Annotated in this window: 21 protein-coding genes, 1 other RNA gene and 1 other annotated feature; of the genes, 5 read left to right on the top strand and 17 right to left on the bottom strand. The window is 67.9% G+C overall.

The features are described from left to right. Positions 1-9: 9 nt before the first annotated feature. The 9 genes from hslU to dapF all read right to left on the bottom strand — a co-directional run bounded on the left by hslU (position 10) and on the right by dapF (position 8,648). A complete protein-coding gene (hslU, locus tag ABUE11_RS02995; RefSeq protein ID WP_367067604.1) occupies positions 10-1,344 on the bottom strand; it encodes an ATP-dependent protease ATPase subunit HslU in 1,335 nt (444 codons plus the stop codon). A 70-nt stretch (positions 1,345-1,414) separates the two neighbouring features. Further along, positions 1,415-1,960: an ATP-dependent protease subunit HslV gene (hslV, locus tag ABUE11_RS02990; RefSeq protein ID WP_367067603.1), complete on the bottom strand. Its 546-nt coding sequence runs from the start codon at positions 1,958-1,960 to the stop codon at positions 1,415-1,417. Positions 1,961-2,037: 77 nt separating this feature from the next. Further along, a complete protein-coding gene (locus ABUE11_RS02985) occupies positions 2,038-3,777 on the bottom strand; it encodes an STAS domain-containing protein (RefSeq protein ID WP_367067602.1) in 1,740 nt (579 codons plus the stop codon). 39 nt (positions 3,778-3,816) lie between these two features. After that, on the bottom strand, positions 3,817-4,308 hold the full coding sequence (gene dksA / locus ABUE11_RS02980) for an RNA polymerase-binding protein DksA (RefSeq protein ID WP_367067601.1): 492 nt from the start codon (positions 4,306-4,308) through the stop codon (positions 3,817-3,819). 320 nt (positions 4,309-4,628) lie between these two features. Next, entirely contained in the window at positions 4,629-5,699 is a 1,071-nt protein-coding gene (locus tag ABUE11_RS02975; protein WP_367067600.1) for a GTP-binding protein, read from the bottom strand. 78 nt (positions 5,700-5,777) lie between these two features. Then, positions 5,778-6,008 (bottom strand): hexameric tyrosine-coordinated heme protein, encoded by a 231-nt coding sequence (locus tag ABUE11_RS02970; protein ID WP_367067599.1) that lies wholly within the window; start codon positions 6,006-6,008, stop codon positions 5,778-5,780. A gap of 71 nt (positions 6,009-6,079) precedes the next feature. Then, positions 6,080-7,033, bottom strand: a complete 954-nt coding sequence (locus ABUE11_RS02965; protein WP_367067598.1) for a tyrosine recombinase XerC — start codon at positions 7,031-7,033, stop codon at positions 6,080-6,082. A 50-nt stretch (positions 7,034-7,083) separates the two neighbouring features. Next, on the bottom strand, positions 7,084-7,773 hold the full coding sequence (locus tag ABUE11_RS02960; protein ID WP_367067597.1) for a DUF484 family protein: 690 nt from the start codon (positions 7,771-7,773) through the stop codon (positions 7,084-7,086). Further along, entirely contained in the window at positions 7,770-8,648 is an 879-nt protein-coding gene (gene dapF, locus ABUE11_RS02955; protein WP_367067596.1) for a diaminopimelate epimerase, read from the bottom strand. The genes ABUE11_RS02960 and dapF overlap by 4 nt, the downstream gene beginning before the upstream one ends. 54 nt (positions 8,649-8,702) lie before the next feature. Between dapF and ABUE11_RS02950 the strand changes: the two genes are divergently transcribed. Then, entirely contained in the window at positions 8,703-10,397 is a 1,695-nt protein-coding gene (locus ABUE11_RS02950; RefSeq protein WP_367067595.1) for an MBL fold metallo-hydrolase, read from the top strand. Further along, complete coding sequence (locus ABUE11_RS02945) at positions 10,390-11,160, top strand: rRNA pseudouridine synthase (protein WP_367067594.1); 771 nt, start codon at positions 10,390-10,392, stop codon at positions 11,158-11,160. The genes ABUE11_RS02950 and ABUE11_RS02945 overlap by 8 nt, the downstream gene beginning before the upstream one ends. A gap of 7 nt (positions 11,161-11,167) precedes the next feature. Here ABUE11_RS02945 and rnpB read toward each other — a convergent pair. Beyond that, an RNA gene (rnpB, locus tag ABUE11_RS02940) (RNase P RNA component class A) lies at positions 11,168-11,505 on the bottom strand. A gap of 15 nt (positions 11,506-11,520) precedes the next feature. Beyond that, complete coding sequence (locus ABUE11_RS02935) at positions 11,521-11,691, bottom strand: hypothetical protein (RefSeq protein ID WP_367067593.1); 171 nt, start codon at positions 11,689-11,691, stop codon at positions 11,521-11,523. Positions 11,692-11,860: 169 nt separating this feature from the next. Here ABUE11_RS02935 and cysK point away from each other — a divergent pair, with 169 nt between their 5' ends. From cysK to ABUE11_RS02920, 3 genes are all read left to right on the top strand, one after another. Further along, on the top strand, positions 11,861-12,781 hold the full coding sequence (gene cysK / locus ABUE11_RS02930; protein ID WP_367067591.1) for a cysteine synthase A: 921 nt from the start codon (positions 11,861-11,863) through the stop codon (positions 12,779-12,781). Positions 12,782-12,820: 39 nt separating this feature from the next. Next, complete coding sequence (locus ABUE11_RS02925; protein WP_367067589.1) at positions 12,821-13,975, top strand: molecular chaperone DnaJ; 1,155 nt, start codon at positions 12,821-12,823, stop codon at positions 13,973-13,975. Positions 13,976-14,310: 335 nt separating this feature from the next. After that, entirely contained in the window at positions 14,311-16,068 is a 1,758-nt protein-coding gene (locus ABUE11_RS02920; protein ID WP_367067587.1) for an FAD-dependent protein, read from the top strand. Between the two features lie 15 nt (positions 16,069-16,083). On the opposite strand, the gene ABUE11_RS02915 is transcribed toward ABUE11_RS02920, so the two are convergent. The 6 genes from ABUE11_RS02915 to ABUE11_RS02890 form a co-directional block, all read right to left on the bottom strand. Then, complete coding sequence (locus ABUE11_RS02915) at positions 16,084-17,061, bottom strand: tripartite tricarboxylate transporter substrate binding protein (protein ID WP_367067585.1); 978 nt, start codon at positions 17,059-17,061, stop codon at positions 16,084-16,086. A 220-nt stretch (positions 17,062-17,281) separates the two neighbouring features. Further along, positions 17,282-18,507, bottom strand: a protein-coding gene (locus tag ABUE11_RS02910) for an IS3 family transposase (RefSeq protein ID WP_367067583.1) whose coding sequence is annotated in 2 segments (ribosomal slippage) — positions 17,282-18,219 and positions 18,219-18,507 — 1,227 coding nt in all. Because the reading frame shifts where the segments join, the coding sequence is not laid out codon by codon here. After that, positions 18,113-18,229, bottom strand: a sequence feature (AL1L pseudoknot). Its footprint overlaps the gene before it by 117 nt. Before the next feature lie 56 nt (positions 18,508-18,563). Beyond that, a complete protein-coding gene (locus ABUE11_RS02905; RefSeq protein WP_367067581.1) occupies positions 18,564-19,544 on the bottom strand; it encodes a tripartite tricarboxylate transporter substrate binding protein in 981 nt (326 codons plus the stop codon). Between the two features lie 62 nt (positions 19,545-19,606). Next, positions 19,607-20,551, bottom strand: coding sequence for an electron transfer flavoprotein subunit alpha/FixB family protein (locus tag ABUE11_RS02900; RefSeq protein WP_367067579.1), 945 nt, complete (start codon positions 20,549-20,551; stop codon positions 19,607-19,609). Positions 20,552-20,725: 174 nt separating this feature from the next. After that, positions 20,726-21,481, bottom strand: a complete 756-nt coding sequence (locus tag ABUE11_RS02895; RefSeq protein ID WP_367067577.1) for an electron transfer flavoprotein subunit beta/FixA family protein — start codon at positions 21,479-21,481, stop codon at positions 20,726-20,728. A gap of 281 nt (positions 21,482-21,762) precedes the next feature. Continuing rightward, positions 21,763-22,737 carry a nitronate monooxygenase family protein gene (locus ABUE11_RS02890; protein ID WP_367067575.1) on the bottom strand — a complete coding sequence of 325 codons (975 nt, stop codon included), beginning with the start codon at positions 22,735-22,737 and terminating at the stop codon, positions 21,763-21,765. Between the last annotated feature and the right edge of the window lie 2 nt (positions 22,738-22,739).

Below are 22,739 nucleotides of genomic sequence, written 5' to 3'. Positions count from 1 at the left end.
AGCTCGGGCTCACAGAATGAAGCGCGAGAGGTCCTCGTCCTGGCTCAGGGACTGCAGGCGGGTATTCACGTAGTCGGCATCGATGCGCACCGTCTGGCCGGACAGGCGCGTGGCGTCGAAGCTGACCTCGTCGAGCAGGCGCTCCATGACCGTGGACAGGCGGCGCGCGCCGATGTTCTCGGTGCGCTCGTTCACGTCGTGGGCGATGTGCGCGAGGCGCGTGATGCCCTCGGGCGTGAACTCGAGCGTCACGCCCTCGGTGGCCAGCAGCGCCTGGTACTGCTTGACCAGCGAGGCATGGGTCTGCGTGAGGATGGCCTCGAAATCCTGCACCGAGAGCGAGCCGAGCTCGACGCGGATCGGAAAGCGCCCCTGCAGCTCGGGGATCAGGTCGCTGGGCTTGGAGAGGTGAAACGCGCCCGAGGCGATGAACAGGATATGGTCGGTCTTGACCATGCCGTACTTGGTGGACACGGTCGTGCCCTCCACGAGCGGCAGCAGGTCGCGCTGCACGCCCTGGCGCGAGACGTCGGCGCCGCTGGCCTCCTGGCGTGCGGCCACCTTGTCGATCTCGTCGATGAAGACAATGCCGTTCTGCTCGGCGTTGGCCAGGGCCCGGGTCTTGACCTCTTCCTCGTTGACCAGCTTGGCCGCCTCCTCGTCGGTCAGCAGCCTCAGGGCCTCGGCGATTTTGAGCTTGCGCGTCTTGCGCCGCTCCTGGCCGAGCTGGCTGAACATGCCGCGCAGCTGCTCGGCCATTTCCTCCATGCCCTGCGGACCCATGATCTCGAGCTGGGGGCGCGCATCGGCCAGGTCCACCTCGATCTCCTTGTCGTCGAGCTGGCCCTCGCGCAGCTTCTTGCGAAACACCTGGCGCGCCGTGCTGTCACCGGCGTCGCCGCGCGAGGCCTCGAAGCCGGTGCTGCGCGCCGGGGGGATCAGCACGTCCAGGATGCGCTCCTCGGCCGCGTCCTCGGCGCGTGCGCGCACCTTCTTCATGTCCTGCTCGCGCGTCTGCTTGACGGCCACCTCGACCAGATCGCGCACGATGGAGTCCACGTCCTTGCCCACGTAGCCGACCTCGGTGAACTTGGTCGCCTCGACCTTGATGAAGGGCGCATCGGCCAGGCGCGCCAGGCGCCGCGCGATCTCGGTCTTGCCCACGCCCGTGGGGCCGATCATGAGGATGTTCTTGGGCGTGATCTCCTGGCGCAGGCCGGCGTCGACCTGCTGACGGCGCCAGCGGTTGCGCAGCGCAATCGCCACGGCGCGCTTGGCGGCCTGCTGGCCGACGATGTGGTTGTCGAGTTCGGAGACGATTTCCTGGGGAGTCATGGAGGACATTATTGGTCCAATTCTGGCCCTGACACTTGTCCATCAAGCGTCAGCAGCTATGAATACGATAGTCAGACGCTCACAGCGTCTCGATGGTGTGGTGCATGTTGGTGTAGATGCACAGCTCCCCGGCGATGGCGAGCGACTTCTTCACGATCTCGGCCGCCGGCAGGTCGGTGTTGTGCAGCAGGGCCTTGGCGGCCGAATGCGCGTAGGCACCGCCCGAGCCGATGGCGACGATGCCCTCCTCGGGCTCGAGCACGTCGCCGTTGCCGGTGATGATGAGCGAGGCCGTCTGGTCGGCCACGGCCAGCATGGCCTCGAGGCGACGCAGCACGCGGTCGGTGCGCCAGTCCTTGGTGAGCTCGATGGCGGCGCGCGTCAGGTGGCCCTGGTGCTTCTCCAGCTTGGCCTCGAAGCGCTCGAACAAGGTGAAGGCATCGGCCGTGGCGCCCGCAAAGCCCGCGAGCACCCTGCCGTGATGGAGCTTGCGCACCTTGCGCGCCGTGCCCTTGACGACGATGTTGCCCAGGGTGACCTGGCCGTCGCCGCCGAGGGCAACCTGTATGCCGTCCGCCGTCTGGCGGCGCACGCTGAGGATGGTGGTGCCGTGGTACTGTTCCATGGGCATGTCATGTGGGGGCGCGGCCCGCGATTTGCAAGCCACCCGCGCGCGGCTGCACGCGCGGGCAACGGTAACAATCAGTTCCTGCGCGGCACGACCCGGGCATGCTCGTTGATGCCGATCACGTTGAACAGCACCGCCACCAGCCGGTGCAGCTGCGTGAACTGCACGAGCCGTCCCTGTGCCTGCTGCGCGGCCACCCAGTTGAGCGCCGAGCCCACGGCCGCGAAGTCCATGCGGATGAGCCGCTCGCAGGACACGACGAGCGGCGCGTCACCCTGCGGCGCGAGCGCCTCCAGGGGTTCGAGCGCCGGCAGTGCATCGCCGTCGATGCAGCCCTGCAGGGCCGCCATCGGCCTGTCGTCGGCACCCGCCGCGGGCTGTGTCAGCACAAACCCCGACATGAACAAATCGCTGTCCGGCCCCTCGGGCGCCGGTGGCTGCATGGCGCCGTCGCCGCTGTAGCCGCAGCGGGGCGCGACCCAGGATGGCGGCGAGACCTCGTAGGTCACGCAATAGTCCAGCGCGACGAGCTCGTACTCGTCGTTCAGGCCCATGAGGCGCAGGGCCGCCAGGCGCAGGCGCCACCACTGGGGGTCAGCCGAGCGATCGCCCGTCGGGGTGTGGGACTGGAGCAGATCGAGCAACACCGGCGCACCCGTGAAGCGAATCTGCACGTCGCGATCGGCCCATTCCTCGAACTGCTGGGCCAGGGCCGCGACGGCGGCAGGCTCGAGGCCATTGAGCCGCGACCAGTCGAGCATCCAGGGCGGCACGCCACGCGCCACGCCCGCCTGGAGCGCGGCCACCGACTGCTGCGTCAATGTGGGGGGCGCAGTCCAGCCGAACTCGCGCTGCGCGGCCATGGGCCTGCCGGCACCGGACGGCGCATCGACGCCGAGCAGATCGGGCATCGAGAACCACAGCGGTGCCGAGCGCCCGAAGCGGGCCGCATAGTCGATCGCGAGGATGTCGAACGGCTCCTGCCGGCCGATCGCACGGTACAGGTCGAACAGCGTCAGCCAGACCTCGAACTGCCTGGGATCGTCGGACGGGTATTGCGCCAGGACCTCGCGCAGGCCGGCCTCGGCCCCCGCGTAGTCGCCGCTGGCAAAGCGGATCGCCGCCTCCTCCAGATCGGGGTCGTGCACGAATGGCTTGTCCTCGGCCATGGGCTGCGGCGCGGCATCGGGTGGTGCCACCAGCAGATCCGCCATCAGCGGCTCCGAAGGCTCAAGCGGGACATCCAGCGTGCTGTCCGGCGGCGGGCGCAGGGTCAGGGGCGCCGTGGGTGCGTACGCACGCACCTGGTCGGCATGGGGCCATTGCACCGCCGCAGTCCTGCCGGCCTGCGCCGGCATGGGCGCGGGTGCGGACACCACGGGCGGAGCCACCGCGGGACGCTGCGGCGCATCCAGCGTGGGCGCCTGCGTGGACACCAGGCCCTGATCCCTGCCCTTCCACCATTGCTGGGACATCTGGGCCTCGATCTCGTCGATCTTCTTGAGCGTGTCCTCCCGGCCCTCGACCGGACTCATGCTGGAGGAAAACAGCGTGGCGCGCGCCTGCGTGGTCTCGGCGCGCCGGCCCTGCTGGGCCTCGCGCTGGCGCAGCTTGCGCAGCTGATCGAACTCGCGGCGACGCACGAAGTCGTTGCGCCGCTTGCGCTCAATCATCTCCTTGAGCACCTGCTTGCTGTACTGGCTGTCGCGGTCGGTATCGAGCGCATCCAGGTCCGACCAGTTGACGGTCGGGTTGCGCACGAACTTCACGACCTTGGACAGCAATCCGCCGGGTGGAGTGTCTTCCTTGCTCATGCAATGCTGGGGTTAGCGGGCAGGCCTTGCGACCGATGGTCAGTCGCCGAACATCTTCTGCTTGAGCTCGCGGCGCTGCTGCGCCTCCAGCGACAGCGTGGCCGTGGGCCGGGCGAGCAGACGGCCCACGCCGATGGGCTCGCCGGTCTCGTCGCAGTAGCCGTAGTCACCGGCGTCTATGCGTGCGATCGACTGCTCGATCTTCTTGAGCAGCTTGCGTTCGCGGTCGCGCGTGCGCAGCTCCAGGGCATGTTCTTCCTCGATGGTCGCGCGGTCGGCAGGATCGGGCACGACGACGGTGTCCTCGCGCAGGTGCTCGGTGGTCTCGCCGGCGTTGGCGTGCATGTCCTGCTTGAGCTGCACCAGCTTGTGGCGGAAGAACGCCAGCTGCTTGTCGTTCATGTATTCGCTGTCGGGCATGGACAGCACTTCGGTGTCCGTCAGCTCCTCGGCGGGCTTGGTTTTCCAGTTGTTGGCCAGCTTGGGGTCTTTCTTGGCGGCCGCCACAGGGTTTTGCAGGGTCGTGGTCATGGTCTTACAGGAAGCTGGCTGCGAGGGCGCACTGCGCATGCGAGCGCCAGTCATCGGCGGTGCACAGGGCCACCGCGCGTGATGCGCGGGCCATGCGTCGCTCTGGGCTGGACTCGGTGGTCATCTCCTGACTCCTCGCGATTCGAACAATGGCATCCGCCCATGCACAAGGTGTCATGGACGGCTCGGCGTGGCTGGCATGCCCCCTGGGGGGCCTTTCAGCCGGGGCGCGATTGTATAGAGCTATGCCGGCTGTTACCAAAGCGTTGGGTATACCACACAGATGCCTTGTGCTCCAGCCATCTGCGCAGGGGTGCGGCTCACGCCACCAGGCATTGATCCAGCCCCTGGCGCAGGATGTCCTGGGGCAGGTCTATGCCGATGAACACCATCTTGCTCTGGCGCGGCTCGCCCTCGGCCCACTGCGGCCCCAGGTCGCTGCCCATGAGCTGGTGCACACCCTGGAAGATCACCTTGCGCTCCGTGCCCTTCATGCGGAGCACGCCCTTGTAGCGCAACATGCGCGGACCGTAGATGTTGACGATGGCACCCAGGAAATCCTCGAGCTTGGCCGGGTCGAACGCGCGGTCGGCGCGGTAGACGAAGCTCTTCACATCGTCGTCATGGTGATGGTGGTGCGGGTGATGGCAATGCTCGCCGTGCTCATGGTCATGATCATGGTGATCGTGGTCGCAATGCTCGTCGTGCACATGCGCGTGATCATGGTCCTCGTCGGCCTTAAGGAAGTCGGGGTCGATGTCGAGCTTGGCGTTGAGGTTGAAGCCGCGCAGGTCCAGCACCTCGGCAATCGGCACCTCGCCGAAATGCACGGCGCGAATCGGCGCGCGCGGGTTCATGTGCTTCAGGCGATGGATCAGGTCGTTCGTCTCGTCCTCGCTCACCAGGTCGGTCTTGGACAAGAAGATCTGGTCGGCAAAACCCACCTGGCGGCGCGCCTCCTGGCGGTCGTCGAGCTGCTTGTGCGCATGCTTGGCATCCACCAGCGTGATGATGGAGTCGACCAGATAGGTCTCTGCGATCTCGTCGTCCATGAAGAAGGTCTGCACCACGGGGCCGGGGTCGGCCAGGCCCGTGGTCTCGATCACCACGCGGTCGAACTGCACCATTCCCTTGCGGCGCTTGGCGGCCAGCAGTTGCAGGGTCTCGCGCAGGTCCTCACGGATGGTGCAGCAGATGCAGCCGTTGCTCATCTGCACGATCTGCTCCTTGGACTCGGTGCGCAGGATGTCGGTGTCGATGTTCTCCTCGCCGAACTCGTTTTCGATCACGGCGATCTTCTGGCCATGCATCTCGGAGAGCACGCGCTTGAGCAGCGTGGTCTTGCCCGAGCCAAGGAAGCCGGTGAGTATGGTGGCGGGAATCAGGGACATGGGTGGCCTTCTCAATGCAAAACGGCGGCCGGATGGCCGCCGCACAACGGGCTTTAGTTTAGCGAGAGCGTCAATCCACTACTTGCGCCAGTAGTTGTTGGCTGCGGCCACGGTCTGGAAGTTGAGCGCAATCACCTGAGACGCCGCCGTCAGCGCCTCATGGTCGTTGGCATATTCGGGACGCAGCTTGTGCAGCACCTCGGAGTCGGGCTGGGTGTACTTGACGCCGCGGCGGCTCAGCGTGATGGCCAGCTCGAAGCCTTGCTGCGGGGTGTCGGTGATCAAAGTGGTGAGCCAAGTGTCTGCCATGGTGGGGTTCTCCTTGTTGAAAGAAGCCCACTATCGCACCGCCACGCCCGCAGGGCAAAGCAAGAGCGCATTCAGGGTGCGGGTTTCTTGCGCGCGCGCGGATGGGCCTGGTCGTAGACCCGAGCCAGGTGCTGGAAATCGAGCCGCGTATAGACCTGGGTCGTCGTGATGCTGGCGTGGCCCAGCAGCTCCTGCACGGCACGCAGATCGCCGCTCGACTGCAGCAGATGGCTTGCGAACGAGTGGCGCAGCATGTGCGGGTGCACGGGCGTGGACAGGCCCGCGAGCTGGCTGCGCTGGCGCAGGCGCTGCCAGACCGACTGCGCCGACAGGCGCGCGCCGCGCCGGCTCAGAAACAGCGCGCCGTCGGCCGCGGGCCCGCGCACGGCCAGCCAGGCGCGCAGCGCATCGGCCGCGGCGCGACCCACGGGCACGCTGCGGCGTTTGCTGCCCTTGCCGAAGACATGGGCCTCGCCCGCCTCGAGGTCCACCCAGCCGCGGCCCTGCCGGTGCGCCGCGGGGCTGGCCGCGAGGTCCAGGCCCACGAGCTCGCCCACGCGCAGGCCGCAGCCGTAGAGCAGCTCCACCATGGCCGCGTCGCGCGCCTCCAGCCAGGGGTCGGCGCCGGCCTGCTCGTGCTCGGCCAGACGCACGGCGTCGTCCACGCCCAGGGCCTTGGGCAAGGGCTTGGGCGCCTTGGGCGCGCGCACGTCCTGCACCGGGTTGTGCGGCACCAGGCCCTGGCGCGCGGCCCAGGCGTAGAAGCCGCGCCAGCCCGAGAGGATGAGCGCAATGCCGCGCCCGCTGCGCCCGCCCGCGTGCATCTGCGCGACGAAGCGGCGGATGTGGGCGCTGGTCAGGCGCTCAAGCGGCAGCCCGACGCCCGCGGCCATGGCCGCCAGGCGCTCAAGATCGAGGGTGTAGAGCGTGAGCGTGCGCGCGGCCAGGCGCTTTTCCACGCGCACATGCTCGAGGTACCGCAGGGCCTCGGCGGGCAGCGTCGGCGCGGCCCTGCCCTCCTCCATGCCAGAAACCTCTGTACCGCCCATGGGACAAGCGTCAACAGCTATCTGTTTCAGAGCATGCGCGAGAGGGCTGCACTCGCCAGCTCGGCCATGCGTGCGAGGTATTCCGTGCCCATGGTGGCCTCGAAGCGGTGGACATCGGGCGAGCCCAGCACCAGCAGGCCAAAGGCCGGCTCGTCGGCGCTGTCGATGGCGCCGCGGCGCAGCGGCAGCAGGGCCAGCGACTGCGCCTGGGCGGGCTCGGCCAGCCAGGCCGTGGCCTCGAAGCCCAGGTTGGGCCCGCAGAACGGCATGGTCAGCGACGAGGCGAAGGAGCGCACATCCTCGCTCACGCCCTGGGTGCAGGGCGCATCGGCATGGGCCGGCGCGAGGCCCCAAAGGCGCAGCGCGACCTGCGGCACGTCGAACAGCTGCTGCATGCCCTGCTCCACCGCCCGGGGCAGCGCGGCTGCGTCCCGCACCTCCAGCAGCGCGCGCGACCATTGGTGCACCTTGTCGCCGATGGCGGCGTTCTCGTTGCCGTGGCGCACCATGTCCATGATGCGGTGCTCCAGGCCCTTGATCTTCTCGCGCAGCATCTCGGCCTGGCGCTCCTGCAGGCTCACGGCGCGCTGGCCATGCGGGCTGGTGATGGTGATGCTGCCCAGCAGCTCGGCATGGCGCTCGAAGAAGCCCGGCGTGTTGGCCAGAAACTGGGCGATGTCGTCTTCGGTGATGGGGTTGACGGAGGTATGGTTCATGGGAGTTCGGGAATGTCGATCTGGCCTTCAAAAACGGTGACGGCGGGGCCGGTCATGAGCACGGGGTCATCGGGCCCGCCGGCCCAGGCAATGGTGAGCAGCCCGCCGCGCGTGTGCATGTCCACGCGCGCGTCGAGCAGGCCCAGCCCCATGCCGGCCACGGCCGCCGCGCAGGCGCCCGTGCCGCAGGCCAGGGTCTCGCCCACGCCGCGCTCGTACACGCGCAGACGCGCCTGGCTGCGGCTGACGATCTCCAGAAAACCGGCGTTCACACGCTCGGCAAAGCGCGCATGACCCTCGATGAGCGGGCCGGTCTCGGCCACGGGGGCACGGTCCACGTCGTCCACGAGCTGCACGGCATGCGGGTTGCCCATGGACACGGCAACTATCATTACTGTAGCTTCCAGCGTTTGTCCACCAAGGGCTAGAGGCCATTTTTTCATGAACCCCTGCTGCTCGGGCTCCAGGCCCGTGGTGTCAAAGGGCAGGCTCGCCGGCTCCAGGCGCGGGCGGCCCATGTCCACCGTCACGCGCCCATCGGCCTCGAGCCGCGGCGCGATCACGCCCGAGAGGGTCTGCACACGGATGCTGTCCCTGTCCGTCAGGCCCTTGTCTCGCACGAAGCGCGCAAAGCAGCGCGCGCCGTTGCCGCATTGCTGCACCTGGCCGCCATCGGCGTTGTGGATCAGGTATTCGAAGTCTATGCCCGGCGCCGGCGACGGCAGCACGGTGAGGATCTGGTCGGCACCCACGCCAAAGTGGCGATCGGCCAGAAAGCGGTACTGCGCGCGCGTGAGGCCCAGCCGGCCCCGGGTCTCGTCGAGCACCACGAAGTCGTTGCCCGCGCCCTGCATCTTGGTAAAGCGGATCTGCATGGGCGCGATTATCGGCGCCCCACCACCCGTTCTGCAGTTGCCGATAATGGCCCGATGCCACGCCAAAGCCAACAACTGCACCCCCATGTCGAACCCGCCACGCCCCTGCATGCGGCCACCGTGCTGCTGCTGCGCGACGCGCCCGCACCCGGCGGCGCGACGGTGCTGGAGGTCCTGATGACGCGCCGCTCGGCCAAGGCCAGCTTTGTGCCCGGCGCCTATGTGTTTCCCGGTGGCGGCATAGAGGCGCAGGACGCCGAGCCCGCCACCCATGCCCTGGCCGACCGCCGCCCGGCGCAAGACGCCGCGCGCCTGACGGACGCCATGGCCGCGATCCGCGAGAGCTTCGAGGAGCTGGGCGTGCTGCTCGCGCGCCATGCCGACGGCCGCTGGGCCGAGGCCGCCGACATCGCCGCCATCGCGCGCAAGCTGCCGCCCGGCAGCCGCTTTGCCGACGCCTGCGCCGCGCGCGGCCTGCGCCTGGCGGCCGACGCCGTTTTCCAGCTGGCCCACTGGACGGGCGACCGCAATCTGCCGAAGCGCTTTGCCGTGCCCTTTCTCGTCGCGCGCATGCCCGAGGGGCAGGAGCCCGTGGCCGACGAGTCCGAGCAGTTCGAACCCGTCTGGGTGCGCCCGGCCGACGCGCTCGCGCGCCACGAGGCGGGCCAGTTCTTCATGATCTTCCCGACCATTCGCACGCTAGCGCGCCTGGCGCAGTTTGCGGATGTGGCCGCGGTGCTGGCCGCCGTCGCGGGCGAGCAGCCGCTGTGGGTCAGCAGCCCGCGCTCGGGCCTGCTCGCGGGCAAGGAGGCGCGCTACATGGAGCACGAGCCGCCCTACGGCGAGCTGGCCCTGGTCACACCCACGGGCCGCGGCGAGCATGTGCTCGACTGGCAGAGCGAGACGCCCGTGCCGCTGCTCAAGAACGTGCAGCGCCTCACGGCCCCCAACCCCGGCGTGATGACCGGCCCCGGCACCAACAGCTACCTCGTGGGCGACCCGGCCACCGGCTACATCGCCATAGACCCGGGCCCGGCAGACAGCGCCCACCTCGAGCGCCTGTGGCGCGCGGCGGGCGGCGACATACGCACCATCGTCTGCACCCATTCCCACCCCGACCATTCCCCGGGCGCGGCGCCGCTGCAGGCCATGGTCGTCGCTCATGGGCGCGCCAGGCCCCCCATACTGGGCCTGCCCTCACGGCCCACGGCGCGCGCCCACAGCCAGTTCACGCCCGACCGTGCGCTACAAGATGGTGAGCTGCTCACGCTTATTGGGCAAGGGCTGGAGGGCGAAATCACCCATACGCTGCAGGCCGTGCACACGCCCGGCCATGCGGCCAACCATGTCTGCCTGCTGCTGCGCGAGGACGGGCTGCTGTTCTCGGGCGACCATATCCTGAACGGCAGCACCACCGTCGTCGACCCGCCCGACGGCAACATGGCCGACTACCTCGACTCGCTGGACCGGCTGGATGCCCTGTGTGCCGAGCATGGCGTGGACTTCATCCTGCCCGCCCATGGCTATGTGCTCGGCGAGGCACGCACGGCGATCGCGCGCCTCAAGGCCCACCGCCTGGCGCGCGAGGCCAAGGTGCTGGCCGCCATGCAGGCCAGGCCCGACGGCAGCCTGGAGGACTGGGTGCGCCTGGCCTACGACGACGTGCCCAAGCGCATCTGGCCCGTGGCCCAGCGCTCGCTGCTCGCGCACATCGAGCGCATTCGCATGCTGGAACCCGGCAATGATTGAGGACAGCATGCGCCTGGTCAAGCGCGTGGCGCAGCAGTTCGGCTGCTCGCGCACCATGGCCGAGCAGTACATCGAGGGCGGCTGGGTGTCGGTGGAGGGCCGGGTCGTCGAGCTGCCCGGCGCACGCGTCGCGCCCGCACAGGCGGTCACGCTGGCCGCGGACGCCAGCCCCATGGCGCTCACCCCCGTCACCCTGCTGCTGCACAAGCCGCCGGGCTACGAAGCCGGGCTGGGCCGGGAAACCGCACATGCGGCGCACGGCAGCCGCAGCCGGGGTGCGCCCGACGCCGGCACGCTGCTCGGCGCCGCCACGCACCAGGCGGACGACCCCGCACACCAGCGCGTGCTGCTGCGCCACTTTCGCGCGCTCGAATGCTTCACGCCCCTGCCCACCGAGGCGGCCGGCCTGGTCGTATACACACAGGACTGGCGCGTGGCGCGCAAGCTGCAGGAGGACATGGAGACGCTGGAGCAGGAATGCATCGTCACCGTGAAGGGCCAGATCCACGAGGGCGGCCTGCAAAGGCTCTGCCACGGCCTCGCCTTCAACGGGCGGGCGCTGCCGCCCATCAAGGTCAGCTGGCAGAACGAAAACCGCCTGCGCTTTGCCCTGAAGGGCATACGCCCCGGGCAGATCCCGGCCATGTGCGAGGCCGTGGGCCTGTCGGTTGCGGCCATCAAACGCATACGCATCGGCCGCGTGCCGCTCGCCAGGCTGCCCGAGGGGCAGTGGCGCTATCTGCAGCCCTGGGAGCGGTTCTGATTGAAAAGTGTGAAGCGCGCCGATAAGCCGGATTCTGTGCATGCGGTTGCCCGCATGTGACCGCCATTAATCTGGGCCGGGGGTCGCCCCACCGGCTCGATGCTACCTACCCGCCAGCTCTGCGGAGCCACATCAACGCTGGCCTACTTGGTATTGCTGCGCGTAGAGATTGCCCGTTTCACCCCCGGTGGTTTGCCTTGCGGCACTCCCCCGGGACTCGTCTCTGTTGCTCTGATCCTCACCTCACGGTGGACAGCCGTTAGCTGCTACGCTGCCCTGTGCAGTCCGGACGTTCCTCCAGTGCGGCCTTTCGGCACTTGCACCGGCGGCGGTCTGGCGTGCTTCACGGGCGTGATTGTCTCACTGTGCGGGCAGTTGCTCGAAGATGTTGTAGGCAATGATGGCCAGCGCGCCGACGATGCCCAGCAGCATCAGCGCCGGCCCCCAGCGCGACGCACGCGCGGAAAAGCCTATGAGCAGCAGCGCGCAGCTGACGCCGAGCAGGAGCATGGTGGTCTGCAAAAGGGTCATGAATCAAACCTGGCAGTCGTCATGGCCCTATTGTGCAGCGCATCAGAGCGCGTCTGAGCGCATATGGCGGTGGCGGCATATCGTTATCGCGACGCAGCACAACAAGTCCTCCACAATGGGCGTCTGCACTTCGCGGTGCCGGATTCCCATCACTTTCTATGGAGACCCCATGCGAGCCGACAACGTCCTGCAAACCATTGGCAACACCCCCCATATCCGCATCAACCGTCTGTTTGGCCCAGGCGCCAACGTCTGGGTCAAGTCCGAGCGCGCCAACCCCGGCGGCTCGGTCAAGGACCGCATCGCGCTGGCCATGGTGGAGGCGGCCGAGAAGTCCGGTGCACTCAAGCCCGGCGGCACCATCATCGAGCCCACGAGCGGCAATACCGGCATCGGCCTGGCGCTGGTGGCGGCCGTCAAGGGCTACAAGCTGATCCTGGTGATGCCCGACAGCATGAGCATCGAGCGCCGCCGCCTGATGCTGGCCTATGGCGCGCAGTTCGACCTGACGCCGCGCGAGAAGGGCATGAAGGGCGCGATCGCGCGTGCCGAGGAGCTCGTCGCGCAGACCCCGGGCGCCTGGATGCCGCAGCAGTTCGAGAACCCGGCCAACGTCGAGGTCCATGCGCGCACCACGGCGCAGGAGATCCTGGCCGACTTCCCCGAGGGGCTGGACGCGCTCATCACCGGCGTGGGCACGGGCGGCCACATCACGGGCGTGGCGCGCGTGCTCAAGGACCGCTTCCCACAGCTCAAGGTCTTTGCCGTCGAGCCCTCGCAGTCCCCCGTGCTCTCGGGTGGCCAGCCCGGGCCCCACCCCATCCAGGGCCTGGGCGCGGGCTTCATCCCCAAGATCATGGACACCAGTCTGCTCGACGGCGTGATCCAGATCGATGCCGAGCCCGCGCGCGAATACGCGCGGCGCGCCGCGCGCGAGGAGGGCCTGCTGGTCGGCATCAGCAGCGGCGCCACGCTGGCCGCTATTGCACACAAGCTGCCCGAGCTGCCCGCAGGCGCGCGCGTGCTCGGCTTCAACTACGACACGGGCGAGCGCTATCTGTCGGTCGAGGGCTTTCTGCCCACGGCCTGATCCGGCCCGTGGACGGTGGGGGCACAATCGGCCCCCACCATGGCCGCCAAGCACCACGCCCCCGTACACATCCCCGCCGCGCAGCAGGGCACGCCGCTGACTGCGCAGCAGAAGAAGTTCAACCGCCACATCGAGCGCATTGCCGAGCAGCGCGAGCTGCTCGCCGCGTGGCAGCAGGCCATCGACGCCTACCGCGAGCGCCATGCGCGCGAGTTCGTGCCCCAGCAGGACGCCTACCGCGCGCTGCTCATCGAGCTCGTGCAATACCTGGACACCGCCAGCGACAACAGAAAGCTCGGCAAGGCCGACCGCCGCACGCTCGCCGAGGCCATCACCGACCGGCTCGCCCCGCTCATAGACACCGTCCGCGACGAGGCCACGCGCGAGCAGCTCAAGCAGATCTACAACCGCCACAGCGGCAGCGACTACGACGCCGAGGAGGCCGAGGACAACGACATCGCCAGGGACATGGCGCAGGCCATGGCCAAGGATCTCTTCGGCGTGGACCTGGATCTGCAGGACGCCGACATGGATTCGCCCGAGGACTTTCTGCGCCGCCTGCAGGAGCAGCTCGATGCCCAGCAGGCGCAGCAGGACGAGGCCGCCCGACAGCGCGAGGCCCAGCGCGCCGCACGGCCGCGCAAGCCCAGCGCGCGCGAGCGCAAGGCCCAGGAGGAGGCGGCCCAGGCCACGCAGTCGGTGCGCGAGATCTACCGCAAGCTCGCCAGCCACCTGCACCCCGACCGCGAGACCGACCCCGACGAGCGCGCGCGCAAGACGGCGCTGATGCAGCGCGTGAACCAGGCCTATCAGGACAACAAGCTGCTCGACCTGCTGCAGCTGCAGCTCGAGGTCGAGCAGATCGACCCCGAGCACATCGCGGGCCTGAGCGAGGAGCGCCTCAAGCACTACAACCGTGTGCTGGCCGAACAGCTCCGGGAGCTGCAGCAGGAGGTGCGCGAGGTGCAGGAGCATTTCGTATTCGATTTCGGACTCGCCCCCTGGCGCAACTACAAGCCCGCAAGCCTGATGCGCGAGCTGCGCACGCTGCTGCAGACCATCGAACACGAGAACCTGCGGCTGCACCGGGAGCTCGCCATCCTGCGCACCGACCCCGGCGCGCTCAAGGCCTGGATCAGGGCCGAACGCCAGCAGCAGAAGGCCCTGCAGGACGACGAGGACGACTGGTATTGACGCCCTGGGAGCGCCGGCATCCTGCCGGCAGGATGCCGGCGCTCCAACGCCAAATTTGGCTCAGGCAGCGACACCTGTTGACCCCGTCATCCCCGCGAAGGCTGGGATCCAGGTGCCACACAAGCAGTTGATTCGTCACTACCGTGGATCCCCGCCTTCGCGGGGATGACGGCGGGTGTTTCAAGCGTCGCGCGTACTCAACAGGCACCGCTGCTTGATCTCCAATTTTGATAGCTGCCAGCGCTTTTCCAGCAAGCGCCAGAGCCATATTTCATACAAAAACCAAAACCCAGGGTGCTACCATGGCGCCCCTTTCTGCTTGATCACCACAAGCCATGCTGCGTCTGTCCGAACTGCGCCTGCCCCTGGCCGCGCTCCCCCTCGATCCCGAACAACACCCCGACGCCGCGCTGCGCCGGCTCGCCGCCCAGGCCCTGGGCGTGGCCATCGACGCCATCGCCAGCCTGCAGGTGCACAAGCGCAGCTTTGACGCGCGCAAGGCCGACCTGCTGGCCGTCTACATCGTGGACGTCACGCTGACCGACGCCGCCCAGGAGGCTGCGCTGCTCGCGCGCCACGCCGGCAACCCGCATATCCTGGCCACGCCCGACATGGCCTGGCGCCCCGTGGGCCAAGCCCCCGCGTGCCAGGCCGAGCGCCCCGTGGTCGTGGGCTTTGGCCCCTGCGGCATCTTTGCCGCGCTGGTGCTGGCGCAAATGGGTTTCAGGCCCATCGTGCTCGAACGCGGCAAGTCGGTGCGCGAACGCACCCAGGACACCTGGGGCCTGTGGCGCCAGCGCGCGCTCAACCCCGAGAGCAATGTGCAGTTTGGCGAGGGCGGCGCCGGCACTTTCTCGGACGGCAAGCTCTACAGCCAGATCAAGGACCCGCGCCACCTCGGGCGCAAGGTGCTGCAGGAGTTCGTGGACGCGGGCGCACCGCCCGAGATCCTCTACGCCGCACACCCGCACATCGGCACCTTCCGCCTGGTGAAGATGGTGCAGGCGCTGCGCGCGCAAATCATCGCCCTGGGCGGCGAGGTGCGCTTCGAGCAGCGCGTGACCGACATCGTGCTTGCCGGCCGCCGGCTGCGCGCGCTGCGCGTGCTCGACCTGCAAACGGGGCAGGAAAGCGAGCTGCCCACATCCCACGCCGTCATCGCCCTGGGCCACAGCGCGCGCGACAGCTTTGCCATGCTGCATGCGCGCGGCGTGGCCATGCAGGCCAAGCCGTTCTCGGTGGGCGTGCGCATCGAGCATCCGCAGAGCGTGATCGACGCCGCCCGCTGGGGCAAGCACGCGGGCCATCCTCTCCTGGGCGCGGCCGACTACAAGCTGGTGCACCACGCCAGCGGCGGCCGCACCGTCTACAGCTTCTGCATGTGCCCCGGCGGCCAGGTGGTCGCCGCCACCAGCGAGCCCGGCCGCGTGGTGACCAACGGCATGAGCCAGTATTCGCGCGCCGAGCGCAACGCCAACGCCGGCATGGTGGTGGGCGTGGAGCCCGCCGACTACCCACGCGACCCGGCGGCGTTTGAAGCCGCCCTGGGCGCCACGCATGGCGTCGAATCCCTGGCCGAAGGCCAGACGCATCCGCTCGCCGGCATCGTGCTGCAGCGCGAGCTCGAATCACGCGCCTACACGCTGGGCGGCAGCAACTACAACGCCCCGGCGCAGCGCGTTGGCGACTTCCTCGCGCGTCGCGCGAGCAGCGCGCTGGGCGTGGTGGAGCCTTCCTACCAGCCCGGCGTAACGCTGGTGAACCTGGACGACGCCCTGCCCGCCTTTGCCACCACCGCCATGCGCGAGGCCCTGCCCGCGTTTGCGCGCAAGATCCGCGGCTACGACATGGCGGACGCGGTGCTCACGGGCGTGGAGACGCGCACCTCGTCTCCGCTGCGCATAGACCGGGGCGAGGACTTCCAGAGCCTGAACACCCCCGGCCTCTACCCCGCGGGCGAGGGCGCGGGCTATGCGGGCGGGATTCTCTCGGCCGGCGTGGACGGCATCAAGGTCGGCGAGGCCGTCGCCTGCGCGCTGCTGGGCGCGCCGCTGCCGTCGTCGGGCACGCGGGGGTCGGGCGGGGCGGCATAGCCGCGCCGCACCTCCTCAGTTGATCTTGAACCCCGTCTCCTTGACGATGCGCTGCCAGCGCTTGTTGTCGGCGTCGATCAGCCTGGCGAACTCCGCGCGCGTCGTGTGGCGCGGGATGTAGTCGTAGGACTTGAGCTTGGCCAGCACGTCGGGCATCTGCATGACCTTGTCCATCTGCTGCGCGAGATAGTCCACGATCTCCTGCGGCGTGCCCTTGGGCGCGAGCAGGCCGGCCCAGGATGCGAAGTCCATGCCTTCGACGCCCTGCTCCCTGAGCGTGGGCACATCGGGAAACGATGCCGCGCGATGCTCCGACAGCACGCCCAGGGCCTTGACGCGGCCGGCACGGATCATCTCCACCGAGGCAAACGAATCGAGCGAGAAGTCCACCTCGCCCGCGACCACGGCCTGCATCTGCGGGGCCGTGCCCTTGTACTGGGCGTTGATGGTCTGCGGCGCCTTGATCACGCGTTTGAATTCCTCGCTCATGAGGTTGATCATGGCGCTGCCCGAGGACATGGACAGCGGCTTGTCGCCATGGGCCAGCTTGATCAGCTCCTGCATGTTGCCTGCGGGCAGATCCTTGCGCGCGATGACGATGAAGCTCACGTCGCAGATATGCGTGATGGGCTCGAAGCTCGCCAGCGCCTCGTAGTTGGCCTTGTAGATCACCGGGCTCAGCGTCTGCGCGCCCGCGGTGTTGATCAGCAGCGTGTAGCCATCGGGCGCGGCGCGCGCGGCCTCGGCCGTGCCAATCATGCCGTTGGCGCCACCCTTGTTGTCCACGAAGAAGGTCTGACCTACGAGCTCGCCGAGCTTTTGCAGCACCAGGCGCGCGACCACGTCGGTCGTGCCACCGGCCGGAAACGGCACGATGACACGCACCGGCTTGGCCGGGTACTTGCTCTGAGCGAATGCCCATGGCGGCGCGGCCAGCGCGGCGACCGCACCCAGGCCATGGGCCAGATACTGACGGCGGGAAATTGGGGGCATGGCTTGTCTCCTGTGGCTGTCTGCGATGTCCGGGCGACGCAGCGGCTGCACCACGGGCATCGAGGGTTGTGCACCCATTGTGGAAAGATATGGCCGCCGCGTCCAATTGACAAAAGCACTCGTGCAATACCGCGCGCGTATCAGGTGCCGGCGGCCAGATCCCCGGCGCAGTGCGCTGTGAACCGCCCCGGGTTTCGCGGAGGCTGGTTGGTTTAAGTGCTCATGCCAGCTCGGCCGACTGCTCGGATAGCTGACGGTAGTAGTTTGCCTCAGCCTCTGCCGGCGGGATGTAGCCCAGAGGCCCCATGAGCCGATGGTGGTTGAACCAGGAGACCCACGTCAGCGTGGCGAGCTCGACGGCCTCGCGAGTCTTCCACGTGCGTCGGTGGATCACCTCGGCCTTGTACAGACCGTTGATCGTCTCGGCCAGAGCGTTGTCATAGCTGTCGCCCTTGCTGCCCACGGACGGCTCGACACCGGCTTCTGCCAGACGTTCGGAGTACCGAATCGACACGTATTGGGAGCCACGATCCGAATGGTGGATCAGGCTGCTATCTCGCTCGGGTTGCCGCTCGTACAGCGCCTGCTCCAGCGCATCGAGGACAAAGTCCGTGCTCATCGACGTGCTCACCCGCCAGCCCACGATGCGCCGTGCGAAGACGTCGACAATAAAGGCCACATAGAGCCAACCCTGCCAGGTCGAGACATAGGTGAAGTCCGACACCCATAGCTGGTTGGGCCGCTGGGCATGGAACTGCCGGTTGACCTTATCCAGCGGGCACGGCGCCTTGGGGTCGCTGACCGTGGCGCGAACCACCTTGCCGCGCCGCACGCCCTGCAGGCCCAGTCGTTTCATCAGGCGCTCAACGGTGCACCGGGCAACGACTGTGCCCTCGCGGTTCATCTGCATCCACACCTTATCGGCGCCATAGACCTGCAGGTTGTCATTCCACACCCGCTCGATGTCTGGCATCAACACTGCATCGCGCTGTGCCCTGCGACTGAGCAGTCGGGCATCACGCAGCCGGGCTGCGTGTCTGCGGTAGGCCGACGGGGCGATCTGCAGCACCTTGCACATCGGCTCGCCCCCGTGAACTTGGCGGTGCTCATCGACCAGCCGGTACATCACTTCAATCGGCGGTCGAGCTCCGCCTGGGCGAAAAACGCACTGGCCAACTTCAGGATTTCGTTGGCACGGCGAAGCTCCTTGACCTCGCGCTCGAGCTCCTTGATGCGCCGGGCTTCAGCCGTGGACACGCCTTCACGCGTGCCCGCGTCAACCTCGGCTTGCTTGACCCATTCGTGCAAGGTCTGCGGCACACAGCCAATCTTGGGCGCGATCGATTCGATGGCCGCCCACAGCGACGGGTACTCTCCACGGTGCTCCTGCACCATCCTCACCGCACGCTCGCGTACCTCGGGCGAGAACTTGTTTGACTTCTTCATGGCTCAATCCTCTCAGAGTGTTGAGCCTCCGCGAAACCCGGGGCGGTTCACTGCGTTCACTTGGCCCCGAGGCCCAGGCGCTCGATCAGCAGCTTATCCTTGGCAAAGGCCTCCTTGGCCCATTGGGCATAGTCGGCGCCCGAGCGGTACCAGGCATCCTGGTTCAGCTGCAGCATCAGCTCGGCATGGCGCGGATCATCCATGGCCTTCTTGAAGGCATCGTGCAGCTTCTGAACGATGGCCGGATCCATGCCCTTGGGCCCAACCAGTCCATAGGGAGAGGTGGAGACCACGCCATAGCCCAGTTCCTTGGCCGTGGGCACCTCGGGCCAGCGTGTGGTGCGCTTTTCTCCAAACGTCAGAAGCAGACGCATCTGACCGCCATCGACGTACTTGTCCCAGCCCGTGGCATCGCTTTGCGCCGATACGTGGCCACCGAGCAGCGCCTGCTGCAGGTCGGCATTGCCCTTGAACGGGACATGGGTCAACTTGACTTTGGCGTTCTCGGCCAGTTCCTCCATCAGCAGGTGCGGCGAGGTGCCTGCGCCCGTGGAGCCATAGTCCACGGCGCCAGGACTCTTGCGCGCGGCCGCTATGTAGTCGTTGAAACTCCTGTAGGGCGAATCGCTGCGCACCGTAAAGCCGAAGGTGTAGCCCGAGACGCCGATGATGTAGGTGAAGTCGGTGATGGGGTTCCACGCCACCTTTTGCATGTGCGCCATGCGCAGCATGGACATCGGGAACTGTGTGATCGTGTAGCCATCTGGCTTGGCCGTGCGTGCCATGGTGCCAGGCCCCAGCGTGCCGCCCGCACCCGGCCGGTTGTCGACGACGATGGGCTGGCCCAACTGCTTGCCGGCCAGATCGGCCAAGGTACGCATGTGACGATCGGTGGAGCCGCCGGCCGGGAAGGGCACGATCAGCGTAATGGGCTTGGACGGAAAGTCCTGTGCCTGTGCCCAGGAGGGGGCGCTGGTGGCAGCCAGCGCTGCAGCAGTCATGGCCACCATTTTCCGACGCGTCAAATACATGCACATATCAGTCTCCGGTTCTTGTCTGAAAAGCGAAAGGGGCGCTCTCTGCCGCCCCCATGGTGAGGTCACAGCAGCTTGACCATCTCCGGCACGGCCGCAAACAGATCGGCCTCCAGCCCATAGTCGGCCACGCTGAAGATGGGCGCCTCGGGGTCCTTGTTGATGGCCACGATGACCTTGCTGTCCTTCATGCCCGCCAGGTGCTGGATGGCGCCCGAGATGCCGCAGGCGATGTAGAGCTGGGGCGCGACGATCTTGCCCGTCTGGCCCACCTGCAGGTCGTTCGGGGCATAGCCCGCGTCCACGGCCGCGCGGGAGGCACCGATGGCCGCGCCGAGTTTGTCGGCCAGCGGCGTGATGACCTCGTTGAACTTCTCGGCACTGCCCAGCGCGCGGCCGCCCGAGACGATGATCTTGGCGGCGGTGAGCTCGGGCCGGTCGCTCTTGGTGACCTCGCGGCCCACAAAGCGGCTCTTGCCCGCGTCCTGCACGGCGGCGATGGTCTCGACCTGGGCGCTGCCACCGGTGGCGGCTGCCGCATCAAAGCCCGTGCCGCGCACGGTGATGACCTTCACGGCGTCGGCGCTTTGCACGGTGGCAATCGCGTTGCCCGCGTAGATGGGGCGCTCGTAGGTGTCGGGGCTGTCGACGCGGGTGATGTCGCTGATCTGCGCCACGTCGAGCTTGGCGGCCACGCACGGGGCCACGTTCTTGCCGCTGGCCGTGGCCGGGAACAGGATGTGGCTGTAGCCGCCGGCAATGGCGAGCACCTGGGCGGCGAGGTTTTCCGCCAGGCCGTCCTTCAAGGCGGCGCCGTCGGCGTGCAGCACCTTGGCGACGCCGGCGATCTGGGCGGCGGCCTGGGCGGCGGCGCCAGCGTTTTCTCCGGCGACGAGCACATGGACCTCGCCCCCGCAGGCGGCGGCGGCCGTGACGGTGTTGAGGGTGGCGCTCTTCAGGCTTGCGTTGTCGTGTTCAGCCACGACGAGAATGTTCGCGAGTGCGGTCATGGGTATTCCTTGGGTTGTGCGGTCAGCGTGGAGCAAAGGCCCGTGGTTCTGGCGTCATTCCCGCGCAGGCGGGAATCCATGGATGGCCAGCGGCCGGGGCTGCTCCTGGATCCCCGCCTGCGCGGGGATGACGGTGGTTGTGCAAAGGGCGGTGTTGCCCAGCGCGCCACCGCGTCAGATCACCTTGGCTTCGTTCCTGAGTTTGGCGACCAGCGTGGCCACGTCGGGCACCTTGATGCCGGCGCCGCGCTTCGGGGGCTCGGCCACCTTGAGGGTCTTCAGGCGCGGGGCCACGTCCACGCCCAGGTCCTCGGGCTTGACGGTCTCGAGCGGCTTTTTCTTGGCCTTCATGATGTTGGGCAGCGTGACGTAGCGCGGCTCGTTCAGGCGCAGGTCGGTGGTGATGACGGCCGGCTGGCTCAGCTCCAGGGTTTCCAGGCCGCCGTCGACCTCGCGCGTGACGCTCACCTTGTCACCTGCGACCTCGACCTTGCTCGCGAACGTGGCCTGGGGCAGGTCGGCGAGCGCGGCGAGCATCTGGCCGGTCTGGTTGGCGTCGTCGTCGATGGCCTGCTTGCCCAGGATCACGAGGCCGGGCTGTTCCTTGTCGACCAGGGCCTTGAGCAGCTTGGCCACGGCCAGGGGCTGGAGCTCGAGGTCGGCGGGGGTCTCGACCAGGATGGCGCGGTCGGCGCCGATGGCCAGGGCGGTGCGCAGGGTTTCCTGGCATTGCGCCACGCCGCAGGAGACGGCGATGACCTCGGTGGCGGCGCCCTTTTCCTTGAGGCGCACGGCCTCTTCGACGGCGATCTCGTCAAAGGGGTTCATGCTCATCTTGACGTTGGCGATGTCCACACCCGTGCCGTCCGACTTCACGCGGACCTTCACGTTGTAGTCCACCACGCGTTTGACGGGGACGAGGATTTTCATGGGAGTTCCTTTCTGAAAAGGGCTTGGGGTGATTCGTCATTCCCGCGCAGGAACGTCATCCCGGACATCGATCCGGGGCGGGAATCCAGGGCGGCGTGCCGAGGCCCCTGGATCCCCGCTTTCACGGGGATGACGGAGTGGGGGCGGGGATGACGGCTGGTGCAGGAATGACGGCTGGTGCAGGGATGACGGCTGGTGCAGGGATGACGGCTGGGGCAGAGATGACGGCTGGGACAGGGATGACGGCAGTACGAGGATGACGGGGTATGTGCGAAGCGCTGTCATCGCAGCATGCCGGCCAGGCGCTGGGCGATGATCGACTCGGCCTCGGCCATGATGCGGTCGATCAGCTCCTTGACGCTGGGCACGTCGCGGATCAGGCCCGCGACCATGCCGCAGGACCAGACGCCGGCGTCCATGTCGCCACCCTGCATGATGCGCGGATAGACCCCGGCGAGCTCGGGCGCGATGTCGCCAAACTGGATGCTGCTGCCCAGGCGCTTTTCCTTCTCGAGCACGCGCTCGGTGGCGGCGTTGACCAGCACGCGCTCGGTGTTGCGCATGGGGCGCAGGATCAGGCGCGTGTCAAGCTCGCTCGCCGCGACGATGGTTTGCTTGACGTTGTCGTGCACGGGCGCCTCTTTCGTCGCGATGAAGCGCGTGCCCATGTTCATGCCCTCGGCGCCCAGCGCCAGCGCAGCCACGAGCGAGCGCCCGTCGGCCATGCCGCCCGAGGCGACGAAAGGGATCTTGAGCTCCTCGGCCGCGCGCGGCAGCAGGATGAAGTTGGGGATGTCGTCCTCGCCCGGGTGGCCGCCGCACTCGAAGCCGTCCACGCTGATGGCGTCGCAGCCAATTGATTCGGCCTTGAGCGCATGGCGCACCGAGGTGCATTTGTGGATGACCTTGATGCCGGCGTCCTTCAGCGCGGGAAGCCATTTCTGCGGGTTGTTGCCGGCCGTCTCGACGATCTTCACGCCGCCCTCGACGATGGCCCGCACATAGCCGGGATAGTCGGGCGGGTTGACCGCGGGCAGAAAGGTCAGGTTCACGCCGAAGGGCTTGTCCGTCATCTCGCGGCAGCGCGCGATCTCGCACGCCAGCAGCTCGGGCGTCTTCTGCGTCAGGCCCGTGATGACGCCCAGCCCCCCGGCGTTGGAGACGGCCGCCGCGAGCTCGGCATAGCCCACGTGGTGCATGCCGCCCTGGATGATGGGGTGCTCTATGCCAAAGAGTTCTGTGATGCGAGTCTTCATGC

This window comes from Oryzisolibacter sp. LB2S, assembly GCF_040732315.1.
Lineage (GTDB): Bacteria > Pseudomonadota > Gammaproteobacteria > Burkholderiales > Burkholderiaceae_C > Alicycliphilus > Alicycliphilus soli.
The sequence above is the reverse complement of the archived record's forward strand: the minus strand, read 5'-3'. Positions and strand labels throughout refer to the sequence as shown.